Origin of the sequence: Microbacterium rhizomatis, from assembly GCF_008710745.1 — a bacterium.
Taxonomy (GTDB): Bacteria; Actinomycetota; Actinomycetes; order Actinomycetales; family Microbacteriaceae; genus Microbacterium; species Microbacterium rhizomatis.
In genome coordinates this window covers 117,127-133,839 of record NZ_VYSA01000004.1, presented here as the reverse complement: position 1 = coordinate 133,839, position 16,713 = coordinate 117,127, and the positions used below count along the sequence as shown (strand labels likewise).

21 protein-coding genes are annotated in these 16,713 nt (G+C 64.7%); 17 read left to right on the top strand and 4 right to left on the bottom strand.

What is annotated here, in order from left to right:
• The first annotated feature begins 34 nt into the window (after nt 1-34).
• The 9 genes from F6B43_RS16540 to F6B43_RS19775 all read left to right on the top strand — a co-directional run bounded on the left by F6B43_RS16540 (nt 35) and on the right by F6B43_RS19775 (nt 9,233).
• Nucleotides 35-547 carry a hypothetical protein gene (locus F6B43_RS16540; RefSeq protein ID WP_150450108.1) on the top strand — a complete coding sequence of 171 codons (513 nt, stop codon included), beginning with the start codon at nt 35-37 and terminating at the stop codon, nt 545-547.
• A 28-nt stretch (nt 548-575) separates the two neighbouring features.
• Nucleotides 576-3,713: a LysM peptidoglycan-binding domain-containing protein gene (locus F6B43_RS16535; protein ID WP_150450107.1), complete on the top strand. Its 3,138-nt coding sequence runs from the start codon at nt 576-578 to the stop codon at nt 3,711-3,713.
• Between the two features lie 74 nt (nt 3,714-3,787).
• Nucleotides 3,788-4,273, top strand: a complete 486-nt coding sequence (locus F6B43_RS16530) for a prepilin peptidase (protein ID WP_170285707.1) — start codon at nt 3,788-3,790, stop codon at nt 4,271-4,273.
• 143 nt (nt 4,274-4,416) lie between these two features.
• A complete protein-coding gene (locus tag F6B43_RS16525; RefSeq protein ID WP_150450105.1) occupies nt 4,417-4,674 on the top strand; it encodes a hypothetical protein in 258 nt (85 codons plus the stop codon).
• On the top strand, nt 4,658-5,764 hold the full coding sequence (locus F6B43_RS16520; RefSeq protein WP_150450104.1) for a zeta toxin family protein: 1,107 nt from the start codon (nt 4,658-4,660) through the stop codon (nt 5,762-5,764). Before F6B43_RS16525 ends, F6B43_RS16520 begins: the two co-directional genes overlap by 17 nt.
• Before the next feature lie 36 nt (nt 5,765-5,800).
• Nucleotides 5,801-6,847: a PDDEXK nuclease domain-containing protein gene (locus tag F6B43_RS16515; RefSeq protein WP_150450103.1), complete on the top strand. Its 1,047-nt coding sequence runs from the start codon at nt 5,801-5,803 to the stop codon at nt 6,845-6,847.
• Between the two features lie 10 nt (nt 6,848-6,857).
• A complete protein-coding gene (locus F6B43_RS16510) occupies nt 6,858-7,685 on the top strand; it encodes a hypothetical protein (protein WP_150450102.1) in 828 nt (275 codons plus the stop codon).
• Between the two features lie 223 nt (nt 7,686-7,908).
• Nucleotides 7,909-8,865, top strand: coding sequence for a helix-turn-helix domain-containing protein (locus tag F6B43_RS16505; RefSeq protein ID WP_150450101.1), 957 nt, complete (start codon nt 7,909-7,911; stop codon nt 8,863-8,865).
• Nucleotides 8,865-9,233: a hypothetical protein gene (locus tag F6B43_RS19775; protein WP_211368181.1), complete on the top strand. Its 369-nt coding sequence runs from the start codon at nt 8,865-8,867 to the stop codon at nt 9,231-9,233. Before F6B43_RS16505 ends, F6B43_RS19775 begins: the two co-directional genes overlap by 1 nt.
• A gap of 212 nt (nt 9,234-9,445) precedes the next feature.
• Here F6B43_RS19775 and F6B43_RS16495 read toward each other — a convergent pair whose 3' ends face one another.
• On the bottom strand, nt 9,446-9,781 hold the full coding sequence (locus F6B43_RS16495) for a hypothetical protein (RefSeq protein WP_150450100.1): 336 nt from the start codon (nt 9,779-9,781) through the stop codon (nt 9,446-9,448).
• A 68-nt stretch (nt 9,782-9,849) separates the two neighbouring features.
• On the opposite strand from F6B43_RS16495, the gene F6B43_RS16490 reads away from it, so the two are divergent.
• The 3 genes from F6B43_RS16490 to F6B43_RS16485 all read left to right on the top strand — a co-directional run bounded on the left by F6B43_RS16490 (nt 9,850) and on the right by F6B43_RS16485 (nt 10,854).
• Nucleotides 9,850-10,191: a hypothetical protein gene (locus F6B43_RS16490; protein ID WP_150450099.1), complete on the top strand. Its 342-nt coding sequence runs from the start codon at nt 9,850-9,852 to the stop codon at nt 10,189-10,191.
• 199 nt (nt 10,192-10,390) lie between these two features.
• Nucleotides 10,391-10,531 carry a hypothetical protein gene (locus F6B43_RS19660; protein ID WP_170285706.1) on the top strand — a complete coding sequence of 47 codons (141 nt, stop codon included), beginning with the start codon at nt 10,391-10,393 and terminating at the stop codon, nt 10,529-10,531.
• A 44-nt stretch (nt 10,532-10,575) separates the two neighbouring features.
• Nucleotides 10,576-10,854, top strand: coding sequence for a hypothetical protein (locus F6B43_RS16485; protein WP_150450098.1), 279 nt, complete (start codon nt 10,576-10,578; stop codon nt 10,852-10,854).
• A 238-nt stretch (nt 10,855-11,092) separates the two neighbouring features.
• On the opposite strand, the gene F6B43_RS16480 is transcribed toward F6B43_RS16485, so the two are convergent.
• On the bottom strand, nt 11,093-11,338 hold the full coding sequence (locus F6B43_RS16480) for a hypothetical protein (protein ID WP_150450097.1): 246 nt from the start codon (nt 11,336-11,338) through the stop codon (nt 11,093-11,095).
• 237 nt (nt 11,339-11,575) lie between these two features.
• Between F6B43_RS16480 and F6B43_RS16475 the strand changes: the two genes are divergently transcribed.
• Both F6B43_RS16475 and F6B43_RS16470 read left to right on the top strand, forming a co-directional pair.
• Nucleotides 11,576-11,971, top strand: a complete 396-nt coding sequence (locus tag F6B43_RS16475) for a hypothetical protein (RefSeq protein WP_150450096.1) — start codon at nt 11,576-11,578, stop codon at nt 11,969-11,971.
• A gap of 46 nt (nt 11,972-12,017) precedes the next feature.
• Nucleotides 12,018-12,395, top strand: coding sequence for a PadR family transcriptional regulator (locus F6B43_RS16470; RefSeq protein ID WP_150450095.1), 378 nt, complete (start codon nt 12,018-12,020; stop codon nt 12,393-12,395).
• A gap of 22 nt (nt 12,396-12,417) precedes the next feature.
• On the opposite strand, the gene istB is transcribed toward F6B43_RS16470, so the two are convergent.
• On the bottom strand, nt 12,418-13,212 hold the full coding sequence (gene istB, locus F6B43_RS16465) for an IS21-like element helper ATPase IstB (protein WP_150450094.1): 795 nt from the start codon (nt 13,210-13,212) through the stop codon (nt 12,418-12,420).
• Nucleotides 13,212-14,417, bottom strand: a complete 1,206-nt coding sequence (gene istA / locus F6B43_RS16460) for an IS21 family transposase (protein WP_150450093.1) — start codon at nt 14,415-14,417, stop codon at nt 13,212-13,214. The genes istB and istA overlap by 1 nt, the downstream gene beginning before the upstream one ends.
• A gap of 389 nt (nt 14,418-14,806) precedes the next feature.
• On the opposite strand from istA, the gene F6B43_RS16455 reads away from it, so the two are divergent.
• From F6B43_RS16455 to F6B43_RS19940, 3 genes are all read left to right on the top strand, one after another.
• The gene (locus tag F6B43_RS16455) at nt 14,807-15,874 is read left to right on the top strand and encodes a hypothetical protein (RefSeq protein ID WP_211368180.1); all 1,068 of its coding nucleotides are present in this window, start codon (nt 14,807-14,809) and stop codon (nt 15,872-15,874) included.
• A gap of 164 nt (nt 15,875-16,038) precedes the next feature.
• On the top strand, nt 16,039-16,365 hold the full coding sequence (locus F6B43_RS19945; protein WP_246160018.1) for a hypothetical protein: 327 nt from the start codon (nt 16,039-16,041) through the stop codon (nt 16,363-16,365).
• Nucleotides 16,366-16,391: 26 nt separating this feature from the next.
• Nucleotides 16,392-16,562, top strand: a complete 171-nt coding sequence (locus F6B43_RS19940; protein WP_246160017.1) for a hypothetical protein — start codon at nt 16,392-16,394, stop codon at nt 16,560-16,562.
• Nucleotides 16,563-16,713 lie beyond the last annotated feature (151 nt).

The window sequence follows — 16,713 nt, the reverse complement described above, 5'->3', positions numbered from 1 at the left end:
TATTACCCGCTACACGCCCGCGCAGGCGGCCGGCATGCTTGTGCGCACCTTCGTGCTCCAGCCGATCACGATCGGTATGGCTCCTGAGAGCAAGGTGCACACCGATGACCCCATTGGCACGGCCGCGTATCGACGAACGTGGGTCGGTATCCCCGTCTGGCTGTGGGGAGGCAGCACCTCGGAGAGCACGTGGGGTCCGCTAACTCGAACAGCTACATATGGCGGCGTGACCGTCACCGCCACCGCTCAGGTCCAATCTCTGACCTGGTCGTCCGGCGACGGGCAGACGATCAACTGCGGTGTGGGAACTCCGTTCAACGCGCTGACGATGGCTGACCAGCTGGCCGTCGACTCCCCGACCTGCGGGTTCCGGTACCAGCGCACATCCGGTTCGGGTACGTTCACCGTTTCGGCGTCGACCACGTGGGTCGTGCACTGGAACGGTGGCGGCGAGAACGGGACGATCGCGATGCCCACGACAGCCTCGAGCGCGCAGGTTCGGGTGGGTGAGCTCCAGTCTGTCAACACCGCCAACTACGGTGACTAAACAGCCTGGCTGACCGGAAGGGCATGGCGTGATCAAACTGCTGCGGGGCCTGGGCTCTCTGATTGTGATCGGTGCGCTTCTCGTCGGCGTACCGATCGCGTTGGTGACGATCGCGGGGAATCCGCTGCCGTCGCCAGAGCAATGGCAGGCGATCTTCACGCTCACACCCGACTACGGGTGGGTCATCACGACCACGAAAGTCCTCCCACTTCTCTGTTGGATCGCTTGGGTCGCGTTCGCTGGCCCGCTACTGATAGAGATCTTCGCCGGCATTGCGGGTCGACCGACCCGCAAAAGGGTGGGCGTGTTCCGCGGGCAGCAGCGCGTAGCTGCCTCGCTCGTTGCAACGGTTGCGGTCATGCTGACCGGATTCGGCGCGATCGGGAGCGCCACCCCGGCGGTGGCGGCGGATTTCTCGCAGTCGGCGACCGTCACGGCGGCGGCGGCCGCGCCCCTGCAGACTGCCCCGGCTACGCCCGCGGCGGCGACTCCCGAGGCTGCAGCACCGATCGCCGCAGAGGCCGCTGTTCCGGTCATTGTCTATGCAACGGTGTCTCACGCGGTCGTGCAGGGCGACACCCTGTGGGATCTCGCAGTTCAGTACTACGGCGATGGTCAGCGCTACCCGGAAATCTTCGAGGTGAATAGGGGAGTGGCGCAGGCGGATGGTCGCGTCCTGAGCGACCCCGATCTGATCATCACGGGCTGGACGCTCGCGGTCCCCAATGTGCAGATCGAAGAAGCGCCCCGGGCGCCGGCGCCTGAGCCGCCCGCGCCGGACACCGACGACGCTCCTTCTCCGGACTCAATCGATGAGGGAGCGGGCTCCGGCGCAGGCTCCGGCGGAGCGGGTGGCCTCGACGGTGGTGCCGGAGGAGCAGAGGCCGGTGGAGCTGCTGATGCGCAGCCAGGCTCGTCGACGTCCAACTCGAGCGATACCTCTAGCTCGGTTGAGAACGAGTCCTCCGTCGTCGAATCCGACATCAACGAGGCGGACGAGGCTGACTTTTCCATCCCTCTTGTCACCGCCGGCGGCGCCGTCGGTCTGCTTCTGGCGGGTCTACTCGCAGCGCTTGGCACGAGGCGACTACGACAGCGTCGTCAGCGCGCAGCCGGCGAGCGCATTGCGATGCCCGAGCAGGCCGCGGCCGACCTTGAGCTCGAGCTGCGACTCGTTGAGAATCCGATCGGTGTCGAAGACATCGACAACGCTCTACGCAGCCTCCAGGAGTGGGCCGAGAATACCGGCGCCGTTCTTCCCGAGCTCCTCGCCGTTCGCCTCGCCGATGATGAGATTGCGGTGTACCTGACGCAGCCGGCAGACCTGCCGGAGCCGTTCGAGCCTGCTCACCCTGATCGCACTGCGTGGCTTGTTCGCCCTGGCCGCGCGACGCCTCCGACGCGCGCGACTGTGTCCCCGTACCCGGCTCTGACAACGATCGGCACCGACGATGCCGGGGGTGTTCTTCTCCTCGATCTGGAACAGATCGGGTCTCTCAACGTTGTTGGAGATGCGGAAACCGCTCGTGGAGTGCTGACGGCGATCGCTGTCGAACTCGCGGTGAACCCGTGGTCCGATCAGATCCAGGTGACCCTGGTGGGGATGCCGCACGGTCTCGCGCACGAGATCGGCACGTTCCGCGTTCAGCATGTTGACGACGTTCCGGCTTTGCTTCGAAACCTTCGCGCGGATATGGATGACCGGCGCGCTGCTCTCGACAGCTACGGTGTCGACGATGTCCATCAGGCACGTGTCCGTGCAACCGAGATGGAGTCCTGGGCTCCGCATATTGTCATCCTCGGCGAAGAGCCGGCAGATCATCTTCGCTCCGAGCTTGCCGAATTGGTCGCACACATGCCGCGTCTCGGTATTGCGACCGTTGCCAGCGGCGACGCGATCGCTGCTGGATCGACCGTTGTTATCACCGACCGCACAACGGCCGAATACCGCTCAGGCGGGCAGCTGCCGCCGCTGCCTTTCCACCCGCAGATCCTGGCGGGAGAGGAACTCGAGCTCATACAGAACCTCTTCGACACCACCACCCACGAGCCGCTGCCGGCCGACCTCCTCACCGAGAATCACATCGACGAACGGCACGTTGCGGAGAAGTCCGTGGCGGTCGAGGAATCCGGAGCAGTCGAAGTGGTCGACGGCTCCGTCCCACGTGACGCGGACGACGACTCCGAGCACGCAGTAGACCACTGGGTTACCGAACACGGTGCCGAGGCCGCCGCGACCGAGACCCCCGAGGCCGAGGCCAGCGAGACCGAGGCCGAGGCCAGCGAGACCGACGTCGAGGCATCCGAGGCCGCTGAGATCGTCGAGGTCGCCGAGGCCGACGCCGCTTACGCCGCTTACGCCGAGGTAGGGGAAGAGTCACCGTCTACGACGGCGACAGTGCAGGCGCCTGAGTGGCCCGCACCGTACGTGCGCGTGCTCGGCACCATCGACGTACTCAACGTCGCAGATCCTGACGGTCTCCCGGGCCGCGGTGTCGAGATGATGGCGTATCTGCTGCTTCACAACGGCCAAGTGCCCGGCGCGCAACTGCACAAAGCCTTCTGGCCCGACAAGAACGACCCGACCAGCAACAACGCCCGGCAGCTGGCGAAGCATCTCCGCAACGCACTAGGCAGCGACCCTTCTGGGCACAAGCTGCTCCCCGAAGGTCGCAACGACGTCGGGTTCCGCATTCACCCTGCTATTCGGAGCGATTGGGACGACTTCCGTGAGCTCATCGGTCCTGACCTCAAGACCACCCCGAACGAAGATCTCGTCGCCGCCATCCGCCTCGTACAGGGCCAGCCGCTGACACCAGCCCGCAGCCGGCGCGGATGGTGGGTGTGGCGCTCGGTGCTCGAGGAGCAGATGATTGCAGCCGTGCTGGATGCCGCTGATGAGCTCGCGCATCGAGCACTTCGCCACGGCGAGATCGATCAGGCCCGCTTTGCTGCTCGCATCGCCCAGTCGGCTGACCCCCTCAACGAGGCGGGCTGGCGACTGGAGTTGGAAGCGGCTATGCGCGCAGGAAGCGCGACCGAGTTCTCCCGCGTGGTCGACGAGCTCTATGCACGGCCTGGTGGCGGCGACCCTGACTACGAACTCGACGAGGCGACACAGCAAATCATCGACGCCGCACAGACCAAGCTCGCGGGAACGCGATGACGGCGGTGGATTCGGTACCCACGACTCGACGGCACGGCATAGGTGTGTATGCGGCGGCAGCCGTAGGTGGAATCTTGCTCGCGTCGATCGCATACCTCAACGTGCAGGCTTACGCGTGGGTAGCTTTTGTCTGCTTCGCTGTGGCGGCCGCGGCGATCGCGGGGGTGGATGTCCGCACCCGGCTTCTCCCGAACCGCCTTACCGGGCCGCTCGCGGTTGCGTCCGGCCTGCAGGTAGCTGTGCTGAGTGTGCAGCAGATGGACCCCTGGATCGCTGCCGGCGCGGTTGTCGCGTCCGGCATCGTGTTCGCCGTCTACGTCGCGATGGGCATGGTGGGGTGGTTTGGATTCGGGGACGCGAAGTTCGCTGCAGCGCTCGCGCTATTCGCGGGCATCTTTGCCGGCTGGTTCGCGATCTACGCCGTGCCCCTTGCTGTTCTGATCAGCGGTGTGGAAAGAGCGATACGGATGGCTCGAGGCGGAGATCGGCGAGCTCATGCACACGGTCCTGCGATTGCGATTGCCGGGATCGCCGTGGCGCTGGTCGGCATTCTGACCTGACTTTGTCGAGCGGGACTTCCAGCTTCCACCCCTTATAGGGGAAGGGAGTACCCGATGTCCCGCGGCGTGAACCTTAACGAAGGTAACCCCACCTGTCGTATGATGGGCTCATGGATATGACGGTCGAGAAGGAGGTGATCAGGATGACCACTACTCCACTCGAGTTCGCTCAGCAGTACAGCGAGGGCGAGATCTCGCGACAGCAGCTGCTCGAGACGCTGGCCGTGTACCCGTACGCGCCACGAGAGCGCATCTCGCCTCCGTTCGATGACCCGGTGATGACGACACCCGGCTCTTTCGAGGAGATCGGCTCGGCGCTGGCCTGCGATTTCATAGACGACGAGCTCTATGACGAAATCGCGGATGCCGTGAGGGAGCACAACGGTGGCCGCCTTCCCTGATCACATCGACTTCGAGCGCCGCAGACGGCTGCTCGAGCAGCTAGGTGCACCGGGCGGCCCACTCGCCGACGACACCTCGAGCTCCACGATCCACAACTCGACCTGGTTCGAGGAGGGGATCCAACCCTCGGGCCAGCGGAAAGCCGTGCATCGAGAGATTCGCAACGCGTTCCGGGCGCAGCGTCCCAACGTGAAGCGTGAGCGGCGCGCTATCGTTCTCGCCGGGCCACCGGGCGCAGGGAAGTCCTCAGCCCGCAAGAAGCTCATCGCAGACATGGGATCCTCTGACGAGGACTGGCGGGATCTGAACGCAGACGATTTCAAGGATCAGCTGCTCCTGCGTGCCGCCAAAGACGGATCCCTCGATCGCGAGCTCGCTCCTGCAGGTACCGAGACTCTAACCCCACGGGAACGTGCCTCCCTCGTGCACGAGGAGTCTTCGCTTCTGATGAAGCAGGAGCGCGATCGCGCGATCCTCCGTGGAGAGAACATCATCCTCGACGGCACGCTCGCGAATGAGCCGAAAGCATTCGCCACCCTCGAGGTGCTGCAGAAGCGTGGGTACGTCGTCGACGTCGTCGTCGTCGACGGCCCGAAGCCTGTCACGAAAGCACGGGCGGAGTACCGGTGGCGCACCGAGCACCTCGACAGCCTCAAGCCCGGCGCCACGGCTACAGAGCGGCTCGGGGGACGGGCCGTGCCTCCCGGCTTCATCGACAAGCTGTACGAAGACGACGGGCAGTCCATCTGCTCAGGCATCGCCAAACGTGTCGCGGAGGCAAACGCGAACGTGGTCAGCTTCCAGCGCTACGCCGTCGACAAGCCGGAGGCTGCCCCAGAGCTCGTCGAGAAGTACTCAGGAAAACGAGAAGACGGACGGTGGTCCCGAAAGTGGTCGCTGCGCCGAGCCGCACCTCTGACAGAGACGCCCGTCGCGCACGCCTCCAACTCGGATGCACCTCGACCGCCCGAAGGTGACACCTCATCCGAAACGGGCGGCGGAGACGGCCACACCTGGGTTCATCCGCACACCCGCAATGGCCGAGAGGTGGAGGGCCACTACCGCAAGCCGCCCTCACCGCGGCAATGAGCCGGCGCGGACGACATGAGATGGAAAGCTGAGCAGGTGACAGAGGTAGAACCGAGCGACTACGCGAAGACTCTCGAGGAACTGAAGAGACAGGTGCATGGCGCCCGGCTACGGGTCCAGCGCAAGGCCAACAACGAATTGCTCCAGCTGTGGTGGCACATCGGTCAAGCTATCCGCGCTAGGCGTTCACAGGAGGCGTGGGGCAGCAACGTCCTCGCTCGACTCGCGAAGGATCTCCGAGACGAGTTCCCCACGATGAAGGGATTCTCGCCCGCAAATTTGCGGTACATGCGGCGCTTCGCTGAGGCGTGGCCAGACCTCGACTCAATTCGCCAACGATCCGTTGGCGAATTGCCCTGGGGCCACGTGATCGAGCTGCTCGACAAGCTCGACGACCAGGACCAGCGCGATTGGTATGCCGCGAAGGACGCTCATCACGGGTGGAGCCGGCCAGTGCTGGCGCATCAGATCACCACCCGCCTGCACGAGCGGGAAGCGGCCGCGCCGACCAACTTCGCCGGCGTCCTCGAGCGGCTCGACTCAGACCAGGCGCAGGAGCTCACGAAAGACCCGTACGCACTGCAGTTCCTCGCCGTCGACGGCAACGCATCCGAGCGCGAGCTCGAGCAGCGCATGGTCGACCGGATCCTCGACACGATGCGCGAACTCGGTGCCGGGTTCGCGTTCGTCGGCCGCCAAGTGCATTTCGACATCGACGGAGACGACTTCTACGTCGACCTACTGTTCTTCCACGTTGAGCAGCTGCGCTACGTCGTTATCGAGCTCAAAACGACGAAGTTCGACCCGCGCGACGCGGGCCAGCTCGGGTTCTACGTCGCCGTCGTCGACGACCGGCTCCGGATGCCCGACAAGCACCAGCCCACGGTGGGCATCCTGCTTGTCGCCGGCAAAAACGACACCGTCGTCCGATACGCGCTGGCCTCGACTACGCAACCGGTCGCCGTGAGCCGGTACGAGCTTGCCGAGGACGCGCAGAAGGCATTGCCCGATGAAGCGACGATCGCTCGCGCTTTCGCTGACGAGCTCGCGCGCGACATCCACGAGGACCTCGCCGAGGAATAGGGCGAACACGGTGGATGTCGCACGAAACGCTGCCGGTGACCTGGTCACGCTCGAGCAGGTGCGCGGCCTCGCCGTGATTCCCGATCTGTGGTGCCCGGGCGAGCTGCCGGACGGGGAAGAGTGCAGCGCCGAGGTCTGGACAACCGCGCTGCACAGCACGAAGAAGGCGGCCGCGTTCGCCGCCCACCACGGCGAGGGCTGCGACGAGAGCTCTCAACGGTCCAAAGACCGTCCCGGAGACGCCGGCCATCAGCATCAGCAGGGGGCACGGCCCGTGCGCTGGCGGATGCGACTCGGCGTCGCCGAGCCGTCCACCGGACCGGATGGTCGTCGCCGGCCCAATCCAGACCGACCTGGGCAGCTCACACGTCGCCACCGCACCGAGCCGACGCAGCAGGAGGCCGACAGCGCCGATCAGCGTTCGTTCTCCACGCTGCTGGTCAACCTGGTCTACGGCACGATGCCGGCAGGTCTGGAGCTCGTGCTGGGCGGCCAAGACCCGGTGCCCGCCAACAGCGTCATTGTGCATGCCCGGGATGCCTCGATCGCGGCACGGCTCAACACCGACGTCATCATCTGGGGGAGCGTCGCCGGCTACACGCGCACTAGATGGGACGGCCTGATGATCCGGCTCACCGACGCGGCAGACCAGGTCGCGATCCTCGTCGACAAGAAAAACCTCGCCCGCCTCAACATCACAGACGCAGGAGCGCTCCTTGGACGGCACGTCATCGCCTTCGGCCGATACACACTCCCCGAGGAGTCGAAGAGACCGCACGTGCGCACCCTGCACGCAACCCTCGCATTCAACCCTCGCGTGATCCGCCGACGCCGCTAGCTTCGTCGTCGGCGTCGGCCGAGGTGCGTCACAGCATCACGGCAGCACGCCTGGCATCGACGTGTCTCCAGCTCACCGCGAGCGCGCGCGATCCTTGAAACGAATTTGTCGACTTTCGTTGCCGTATTCCACCCCTTGTGGGTAGGAGAGCTTCTTCTCCTCTTGCAAGATCCACTATCGGAGTGCTTACATTTATAAAAGTAATCAATTTGAGGAGGGATGGATGATGGAACGCACTACGGTTTGCCCGCCAGACCACAAGCACGGTGACACCCCGACCTGCTACCGCGTCCACCGCTGCAGCTGCTCCCCCTGCTGCGCCGCGAATACCAAGCGGTGCTACGAGCGCAAGAAGCTGATCGCCTACGGCAGATACGACTCCGGCATGTCCTCGACGGCGCCAGTCAAGCTGCACATCGGGATCCTCCTCAAGCACGGCATGACCGTGATCTCGATCGCCGCGGCCGCCGGCGTCAGCACAGACACCATCCGCGCGATCTGGTTCGGCAGCAAGCGGAAGGACGGACCCGGACGCGGGGCGCCCCCAGCACGGATCCACCGCTCCACAGCCGAGCGGATCATCGCCGTTCAGACTGACCTCAGCACATTGCCTCCCGACGCCAAGGTCTCATCTCGAGGAATGAGGCGGCGCATCCAGGCACTGGGAACCCTTGGATGGGCACAGACGCGCCTGGCCCGTCTACTCGGCGTCACACAGTCGCGAATGGCGCGCATTCTCACTAACGACGGGGAGATCCCCGTCGAGCTCCACATCGCAGCGGCCTCCCTCTTCGAGCGGCTTTGGAACGCGCGGCCACCCCACGAGTCTCGATACGACCGAGCTGTCTACACCGGCGCGCTGGACTACGCCCGCCGGCATTGTTGGCTGCCGGCGATGGCGTGGGACGACATCGACAACGATGCCGAGCCGGCTATCGAGGATCCTGAGCCGATCGTCGACGAAGTCGCCATTGATCTGGCGCTCCTAGGCGAACGCGTTCGCATGACGCGAGAAGAACGCCACCTCGCCATCCAGCGCGCGCGCGAGCTCGGCTACAGCCTCGAGGAGACCGCGCAGCTGCTTGGCGTAACCTCGCGGACCGTTCTGCGGGTGCAGCACACGTCTGAGGAGCTCGAAGCCGATCAGGAGCTTGAATCCGATCAGAGGTTGGCAGCCTGATGAGCCACACCCTCGACATGATCGAACGAGTTGACCATGGCACACCCGCGGGGTTTGCCGAGGGATGCAAGAGCCGAGGTGGCTGTCCCAACCACCACTCTCGGAAACTGCTCACCTGCTACGAGGCCGCCCGAGCACACGGCCGCTACTACCCCCTCACCAAGCTCGAACTGACGACCGAGATCACCCGCGCCATGGTCAGACTTGCGCGCCGCTCTGACTCGGTCGGAATCCGCGATCTGCTCGAGGCACAGAATCAGGATGTTCACCGCGTTGAGTACTCCGTGACGGCGTGGCCCGGTCTGGGCACGGAGCCTCCTAGCCGGACGACGGTCCCGACCGGCGCCGGGGTGGAGGAGCTGTCATGACCCTGACCCTCGGCACGCGCCCGGCAAACCGGCCAGGCCTGCCACGCAGAATCTTAGTCGCAGGATGGGTGCTCCGGCAGGCGGTCCTGCCCCTGATCGCTGCGATCCTGTTCGATCTCTCTACGGGAGGTAGCGCCTGGGTTTGACTGCTCACATCCTTGATCTGCTGCACGATCCTCGCCACGTTCATCCAGCGCCGAGCATGGGCACTTTCACCGCTCCCTGGCGAAGTAACCCAGGCGGGTAGAAATGCGCCAGCCGCCATACTGCTCGCCTCCGAGATCCTCGCGCTGCTCGTCACCACCGCGCTCGTCTTCGCCCTCGCGCTGAGTTCCTCGCTCCTCGGCATGCTGGCTGGCATCTTGTTCGCTGCCGCGCTGCTGGGTCACTTCGCAGCCGATGCGGCCATCCGGTTCCTGCGGGTCGGTGGAATGCTCCAACAGTTCATGATCGCTCGCATCGTGGTCGCGGCCGTGCTTGTGGTCGTCAGCGTGACGCCCGCCTTCCTCGCTGCCCGCACTGGCGTCGGAGTAGCTTCTGCAGCCCACGCGGTGGGCATTGTCATCGTTGTGGCAGGTGCTCTCACCCTCATGACCAGCCTGGGGAGGGGTGCCCGATGAAGGCCGTAGCCACCGCCTATACCGCCTATACCGTCTATCTCGGGTCCTCATCGAGGGTGATCGTTCCACTACCGCCACTTCTCATCGGTGCGGATCTCATCGTTCGATCAGGGATGCCGCGGCGCTGCCTACCGAAACTGCTCGGCTTCGCTGACCCGACGACCGGGATTATCAAGATCTGGGCGCGCGACGTCGCTGCAGCGGCTCCAGCTGTCGCGGGAACTCACCCCGTCATGCTTATCGATCGGAGGATCTGGCGGCATCCCTGCGCCGTGAAGGAAGCAACTATCCGGACGCAGTCGCCAGTGCTCGCCTCCCAGTCAGGATCGGCCTCGTGACCAGCACGGAGCAGACTCCGGTGATCGAGCACTTTTATGTGCCGGGCGGTACCGGGCGGTGGGGCTGCGGATGTGGCGCCCGAGGTCGGGTCTCCCACGCCGCGGGTGACGTCGTCGGCGCATTCCACGCACACATCCAGAAGGTGCTCCGTGCTGCTCGCGCGAACGCAGCCTCTGCCTAACCGAGGAGATCTCGCCCATGCAGTTCACCGTGACCATCGCCGGACCGGAAGGTACGACCTCCACGATCTTCACGGCTCAAGAGCTCGAGGCGACGGAGACGATCGGCCGCCTCCTCGCTCAAGCGCAGAATGGGTCGATCTCGATTGGCCGAGTGTGAGACCGGGCCGCATAGGAAGGGAGCGTCGCATGAGACAGCGACTTATGACGGGGCGGCAGTTGAAGGCGCATCTACTGGTGGCGATTGATTTCGCAGCGCCGGCCGGTGATCGGGATGAATTGAGTGAGTCCGCGTATCGGATCTACAACACGATGCTGTTTGCGCGGGAGTTGCCGGCTCTGCAGGCTGCTGCGGACGAATGGGCGCGCACTCTTCGTCGGCACCCCCGTCGCGCATTCTGGGTGCGGACATCCCGCTTCGCGGTTTCCGTGCCACTGCCTTCGCGCCGGCCGCGACGCATCATCATCACCGTGCTGCAGTGACACGACCCCCCGATGTCTGAGTTGATCGGCAGTCTCAGCACAACGAGAACAGGAAGGAGGTAAAAGCCGACGGCTATCACCGTCTGGTGCAAGTACGATCTTGCAGGGAGAACTATTCATAAGTTCTCAGTTGCGGTGTACGGAGATTCTGGAAGGCTTCGACGCACAGTCGTAAGAACCGTGCTTGATTTCGACGCTAGCGGCGCTCCGTTACGAGTGAAGGCTACGACCGACAGATTCAGTCCCCGATGTCGCCGAGTTGCTCGCCGGCGAGAGCTCGCTGGACGAGTCGCGCGTGTTCTGCGGACAGCGGGAACTGGATCTCATCGCCGTCTGGAAAGTTTTCGTCTCCAGCACTGACGCTCAGGAGGAAGTCGCCTCCAGGTTCTTGGACCACGACGAGCATGCCGCTTGTCAGTGATGGCTCTCCGTCGATTGTGCTCACCGGCCAAGTCAGCGCGAGTCGAATGAGTTCGTTACTCATCAAGGTGAAGCTCGATTCTGGTTGTTCCTACGTGTGAGCCAGGCTACCGAGTTGATGCGCGAGTCAAGTTCGTCCCCGTGCGCGGATATCGTGCACTCATGAAGCACCTGCATTGTGGCTCGATCGTCATTGCCATCTCAGATCAGTTGGCCTTGACCTTCCAAACGGCAGCGCACGACTTCATGGCCGCGGGGCGCTCGGCAGTATGGCCAGTCTCGGGCTACCGCGATGATCGGGATGAGATTTCAATCCAACTTGCGGTCGGTCCTGGGGATCGCGTTCGCGATCGCGGACACTTGGCTCCCCGACGAGCGCGAACCTTCACGATATGACGCGGATTCAATCGCATACATAGACGGCGAGCATGAGGCACTTGAGAAGGAGCAGGTGAGCGAAGCAGTCAGAAACGTGCTGGTGTATGGCCGCTTCGACAGGAGTTCAATGAAGGATGCGGCAAGCTGGCGCTTCAGCGGGCATCCAGCCGTTACCGAATCAGACGATCCCCAAGCCGCCGTGAGCTCCCTCAACCGCGAGGGAATCGACGTCGTAAGCATGACTGAGAGCGGCGCTCCAGGCGACTCAGCTTGGTCGAACGTCTATATCGTGGGGCGGTACGTCGACGCTCAACTCTGAAAATGGTGGGTGTTCATACTCCAGAGTCTGGAATATGCTCGCCTTCATGACCGCGCCCCTGTCTCAGCCATCGTTCTGGATTCTGACTGCTCTAGCCTCCGGGCGGAGGCATGGGTACGAGATCCTCCGAGAGACATCGGATGCGTCCGGTGGGCGGGTGTCGTTGAAGGTGGCCAGCTTGTATGCGGCTCTGGACCGGCTCGTGTTGGAAGGCTCAATCGCAGCGGACGGTGAAGAGATTGTGGCTGGCCGTGCTCGACGGTATTTCGTCATCACAGGCGAGGGCGCTGCGCGATTGTCGGCGGAGGCGGAGTTGATGGAACGCTCCGCTCGAGCGGCACGGACACAGCTGGCGGTGCACGGATTTGCCCGGATGCCAGCGGGTGTCGGCGGCGCTCGAATTCTGAACAGTTTCGGCGCGTGAAAAGCGAACGGTTGCGGGCAGTCTAGCCAGGGGTTTCGTCGGTGGTCGTGCGGATGCTCGGGAGACTGTCGATACCGCGTCCTCGGAGCCGGTAGCTGGCGCCTTTCAGGGTGAGGACGTCGGCGTGGTGGACGATCCGGTCGATCATCGCGGCGGCGACGGCTTGATCTCCGAAGACCCCGCCCCAGCCCGAGAAGGGCAGGTTGGACGTGAGGATCAGCGAGGCGTGTTCGTAACGTGATGAGACGAGTTGGAAGAACAGGTTCGCGGCGTCTTGCTCGAACGGCAGGTATCCGACCTCATCGACGATGATCAGCCCGTAACGCCGGAGCCGGGCGAGTTCTTGCGGGAGCCGGCCTTGCCGGTGGGCGTCGGTGAGGCGGGTGACCCAGTCGGTCGCGGTCGCGAACAACACCCGGTGCCCGTGCCGGGCGGCGACGATCCCCAGCGCCGTGGCGAGGTGGGTCTTCCCGGTTCCGGGTGGGCCGAGCAGCACGACGTTCTGCGCTTCGAGGAGGAACCCTCCAGAGACTAGGGCAGCGATCTGCTGGCGTGCGGTTGGTTGGGCATCCCAGTCGAAGTCCTCGATGGTCTTCCTCGCGGGGAACCCTGCTGCTTTGATCCGCAGCTCCGCGCCGGACGCGTTGCGGGCGCTCACTTCACGTTCGAGGACGGCGGCGAGGTAGTCCTCGAACGACCAGCCCGCATCCCGGGCTTGGTCGGCCATCCGCGCGGCGGCTTCGTTGATCCGGGGCGCTTTCAGCGCGGCGGCGAGATAGGTGATCTGCTTGACCGACTCGGTCGACTTGGCAGCCATCACGCGACCCCTTCGATCCCGAACGCCCGGTCATAGTCGGCCAGATCCCGACTCAGGTCGGCGTCTATCGACGCCGACCGTGGTTGTTGGAACTCTCGCCGCAGCAGACGGGCGGTCTCGACGTGAGCGGGATCGGTGAGCGTGCTGCCGCGCGCCCAGACCCGGGCATGATCGGCGACCGTCCGCCCGTCGAGGCGAACCCGGACACGATCCAGATCGGCGATCACGTCGACCATCCGGCCGATCGCGGTCGGATCAACGGAGTAATCAGATGCATCGAGACGGACGTAGTAGTCCCGGCCGAGGCGGACCCGTTCCCGCCAGCCCAGCTGCAACGGGATCGGCGGCAACGGCAACATCCGAGACCGGTCATGCTCGAGGAGATCGACCGGGCGGGCTTTGAGCGTCCGCACGACACGGGTGTTCGCCGTGGTGATCCAGTCCGCCAGTTGGGTGTTGAAGTCCGCTGGCGAGACGAAGGAACGGCCCGGCATGAATGAGGTCTCCATCCACCCGTTGCGCCGCTCGACGATCCCTTTCGATTCCGGGTCGTACGGGCGCAACTGCACGACCTTCGTGGCCAGCGTCCCGGCGAACGCGGCGACGCCCTGCGCGAGGCGACCCTTCTGCCCGATCCCGGCCTCGTTATCCCAGATCAGCCGACGCGGCACGCGCCCGAACTGCTGGATCAGCTCCCACGACCCGAGCAGCAGATCCTCCGTCTTCCGCGTCGGAATCATCCGGGCGGTCAGGAACCGCGAATGCGCCGCGACGATCACCAGCACCGGCAGCAGCACTGCCGTACCGTTCTCCAACGGGATCTTCCGGGGCGGGAACCAGAGATCACACTGCGCCGCGTCACCCGCCGCCCAGCTCAACCGATCGGCCGGATCCACCGGTCGATGCTCTGGCCTGAGCCGACTGACGTTGTCCCGGAACCAGCGGATCGACCCGGACCACTCCACCCGCTCCGCGATCACCGTCGCCGGCATGTCCGGCGTCTCCGCCAGCAGCTGCCGCACCCGCGGTTCGAACGGCGTGAACGACGTCGGACGCGACGCTCGCTCATACCGAGGCGGCGATTCCGAGTTCACCGCCTTGATGACCGTGGTCCGCGAGATCCCCAACCGCGCAGCGATCTGCGCCTTCGGAACCCCCTCCGCAGCCAACCTCCGGATCAACGCCCAATCCTCCAAAGTGATCACACTCCAATCGTCGAGTGTTCACTTTTCGAGCGCGCGCCGCTACCGACCAGTTCTCGAGCGCCGCCGACAGCGGGAGCCTTTTCGTGACACGCCGGCTGCGGGACGATTTCGCGCGATCAGTGTGCTGGTATCCGGCGTGGTGGCGGCGGGCGAACGGTGCCGTGTTTATAGATAGCTTGCGCGATCAGGCGGATCACGAACAGCGCGCGGCGCCGTCAGCGGGTGACCGGTTCTCCGCGTTCGTCAACGGGGTGGGTCTCCGTCTCGATGCGCGGGTGGCGCTGTGGGCGTCGTTGCTGGCGATCACGCTGGGTGCCTTGTCTTGGGTGGGGCTCTTGACTGGCGTGAGTGGGGGACCTGGGCCGGGCTGGGCTGTTGGGCTTGTGACAATGGGTGTCGCCCCGATGCTGGCTGCGGTTGCGCTGGTGGCGGTCGCCCAGGAGCGACGGTGGGTCACACCGCCGCGTGCCCTCCTCGTGCTCCCCATACTTTTGATTGCACTGTTGCTCGCTGCGTTGACGCAGCTTTCCTGGGCCTGGGGGTTCCGTCTCGCTGACGCGAATCAGCCGCTAACCGGTCTGGCGGGGGCGTGGGGTGTCCTCTTCGGGTTGGCATGGCTAGTAGGGGCGGTAGGCATCGGCCTCGGTGTCGACGGACTGCTTTACCGCACCCGATGGCCGTGGTTTGCCCGACTCCTCCTGGCCCTCTTCGCTGGTGCAGTCGCGGCACCCGCGCTGGGCCTCTCCCTGATCAATCCGACGGTGTCCACCACCACGGCGGCAGTCGTCGCCGTGGTGGCGCTCCGCACGATCAGCGGCCGGCGCGTCCGGCTCTCTTCTGCATCGGTACCAGCGAAAAGATCGCGGCCTTCCGACGTTCGCGGCCTGGTTCTCTGGCTCACCGTCGTGAGCGCCACCTTTGGAGCGGTGGGAGTTGCGTACGCGTTCACCGGTGCGGGGTGGTCATCGGCCGCTACCGATACGACGATCGCTATGGGCCAGGGCATTACCATCCTCTTCGCCGCAGCCATCCCACTCCTTGCAGCAATTGCTCTGGTTGTTTCTACGCGCCACGGCCGGGCAGCGGTCTGCGGGCCGCTCGGTCTCGTAGTTCTCGGTCTCACCGCGATCGCGATCGCCTACGTTTACGCACCGGCGGGCCCGGAGATGACCCTGTGGATGGGCTTGTCGGCCGCCCTCAGTGGCACGGCCGTCGCTTGGTGGAGCATCCCACGCTTGCGTGGCACGCTCCTCCTCCGAGTCGCTGTCGGCGCTGCCTTGGGCGTCGGCTATGCGGCACTGTTTGGCATGACGGTCGTTCCGATGCTCGCATTCGCGGTCCCGATCGCGGCGATCGTCATTGTCATCGTTTTCACGAGACCCCGTCCGAAAGACGCTCCGATCCCTCATGGGGAGCAGGCTGCAATCCCGCCCGCGTTCCGAACAACGCAAGGATAGGAAAGATGCAGTTCACTGGAATTCTCCCCGAGGACGCACCCGACCCACGATCCGAACGGGAAAAGCTACTCAAGAGCATGCCGATTCCCATCTACGGCTTCGCTGCGCAACACGCTGTAGGTGTCACCGACATTGGCGTGAGCTCCAGTACCGATGGGCGCGTCATGAGCGTGATGACTGCGAGCGTTTCGGCGACGTTGTGGCGAAACCCGAGCGACAAGTCCGACCCGGTGAACTTAGCCGACCTTGATGAGCGGACCCGTCGGTCGATCGAGGAGGTCCCGCCGTGGCCGCGCCCGGCGTGGCTGATCGAGTCCGTCGAACGCATGCGGTACCCGATGCTGTGGGAGGCGGTGCAGACAGCCTGGCATCGCACCGAGTCCGAGTACACCACCCTCGCTTACCTCCTCGTCCACCACGCGAACCACATCCTGATGAACCACTTCCGTGAGCAACTCGGACTCGGGCTGCACTGGATTCGCCCGCGCTGACCTCAGAGCGCGTGGTCCGGCACGGAGTGGACCTCGTCATCGATGGCCTCACCGTGACCGGCGCGGAGATCGACACGGATCCATTCGTCTACGCCATCGGCACGAAACTCCCTACCGGCGGAACACTAACCGCTGTTGTCTTCCGCGAGCATCTCCCTTACGTCGGCCTCAGTTTCGCGCAACGGCGCGGCGTTTAGTGCAACAAACCGACGGCGTCTTGCGAGACCGATTCGCCGCTGATCTGCCCGTTCTTGTCTGGTGCAAGTACTTTCTCACGTTGAGCACTATTCGCGAGTGCTCACTTGTGGGGTGACTGTTTCATTCGCTTCTTGGCGCCCGACGAGCCTC

Excerpts from the sequence above, each read along its gene's own strand:
- F6B43_RS16540 (WP_150450108.1), top strand. The coding sequence starts at position 35 with ATGCTTGTGCGCACCTTCGTGCTCCAGCCGATCACGATCGGTATGGCT.
- F6B43_RS16525 (WP_150450105.1), top strand. The coding sequence starts at position 4,417 with ATGACCACTACTCCACTCGAGTTCGCTCAGCAGTACAGCGAGGGCGAG.
- F6B43_RS16505 (WP_150450101.1), top strand. The coding sequence starts at position 7,909 with ATGATGGAACGCACTACGGTTTGCCCGCCAGACCACAAGCACGGTGAC.
- F6B43_RS19775 (WP_211368181.1), top strand. The coding sequence starts at position 8,865 with ATGAGCCACACCCTCGACATGATCGAACGAGTTGACCATGGCACACCC.
- F6B43_RS16490 (WP_150450099.1), top strand. The coding sequence starts at position 9,850 with ATGAAGGCCGTAGCCACCGCCTATACCGCCTATACCGTCTATCTCGGG.
- F6B43_RS19660 (WP_170285706.1), top strand. The coding sequence starts at position 10,391 with ATGCAGTTCACCGTGACCATCGCCGGACCGGAAGGTACGACCTCCACG.
- F6B43_RS16485 (WP_150450098.1), top strand. The coding sequence starts at position 10,576 with ATGACGGGGCGGCAGTTGAAGGCGCATCTACTGGTGGCGATTGATTTC.
- F6B43_RS16480 (WP_150450097.1), bottom strand. The coding sequence starts at position 11,338 with ATGAGTAACGAACTCATTCGACTCGCGCTGACTTGGCCGGTGAGCACA.
- F6B43_RS16475 (WP_150450096.1), top strand. The coding sequence starts at position 11,576 with ATGAGATTTCAATCCAACTTGCGGTCGGTCCTGGGGATCGCGTTCGCG.
- F6B43_RS16470 (WP_150450095.1), top strand. The coding sequence starts at position 12,018 with ATGACCGCGCCCCTGTCTCAGCCATCGTTCTGGATTCTGACTGCTCTA.
- istB (WP_150450094.1), bottom strand. The coding sequence starts at position 13,212 with ATGGCTGCCAAGTCGACCGAGTCGGTCAAGCAGATCACCTATCTCGCC.
- F6B43_RS16455 (WP_211368180.1), top strand. The coding sequence starts at position 14,807 with ATGGGTGTCGCCCCGATGCTGGCTGCGGTTGCGCTGGTGGCGGTCGCC.
- F6B43_RS19945 (WP_246160018.1), top strand. The coding sequence starts at position 16,039 with ATGAGCGTGATGACTGCGAGCGTTTCGGCGACGTTGTGGCGAAACCCG.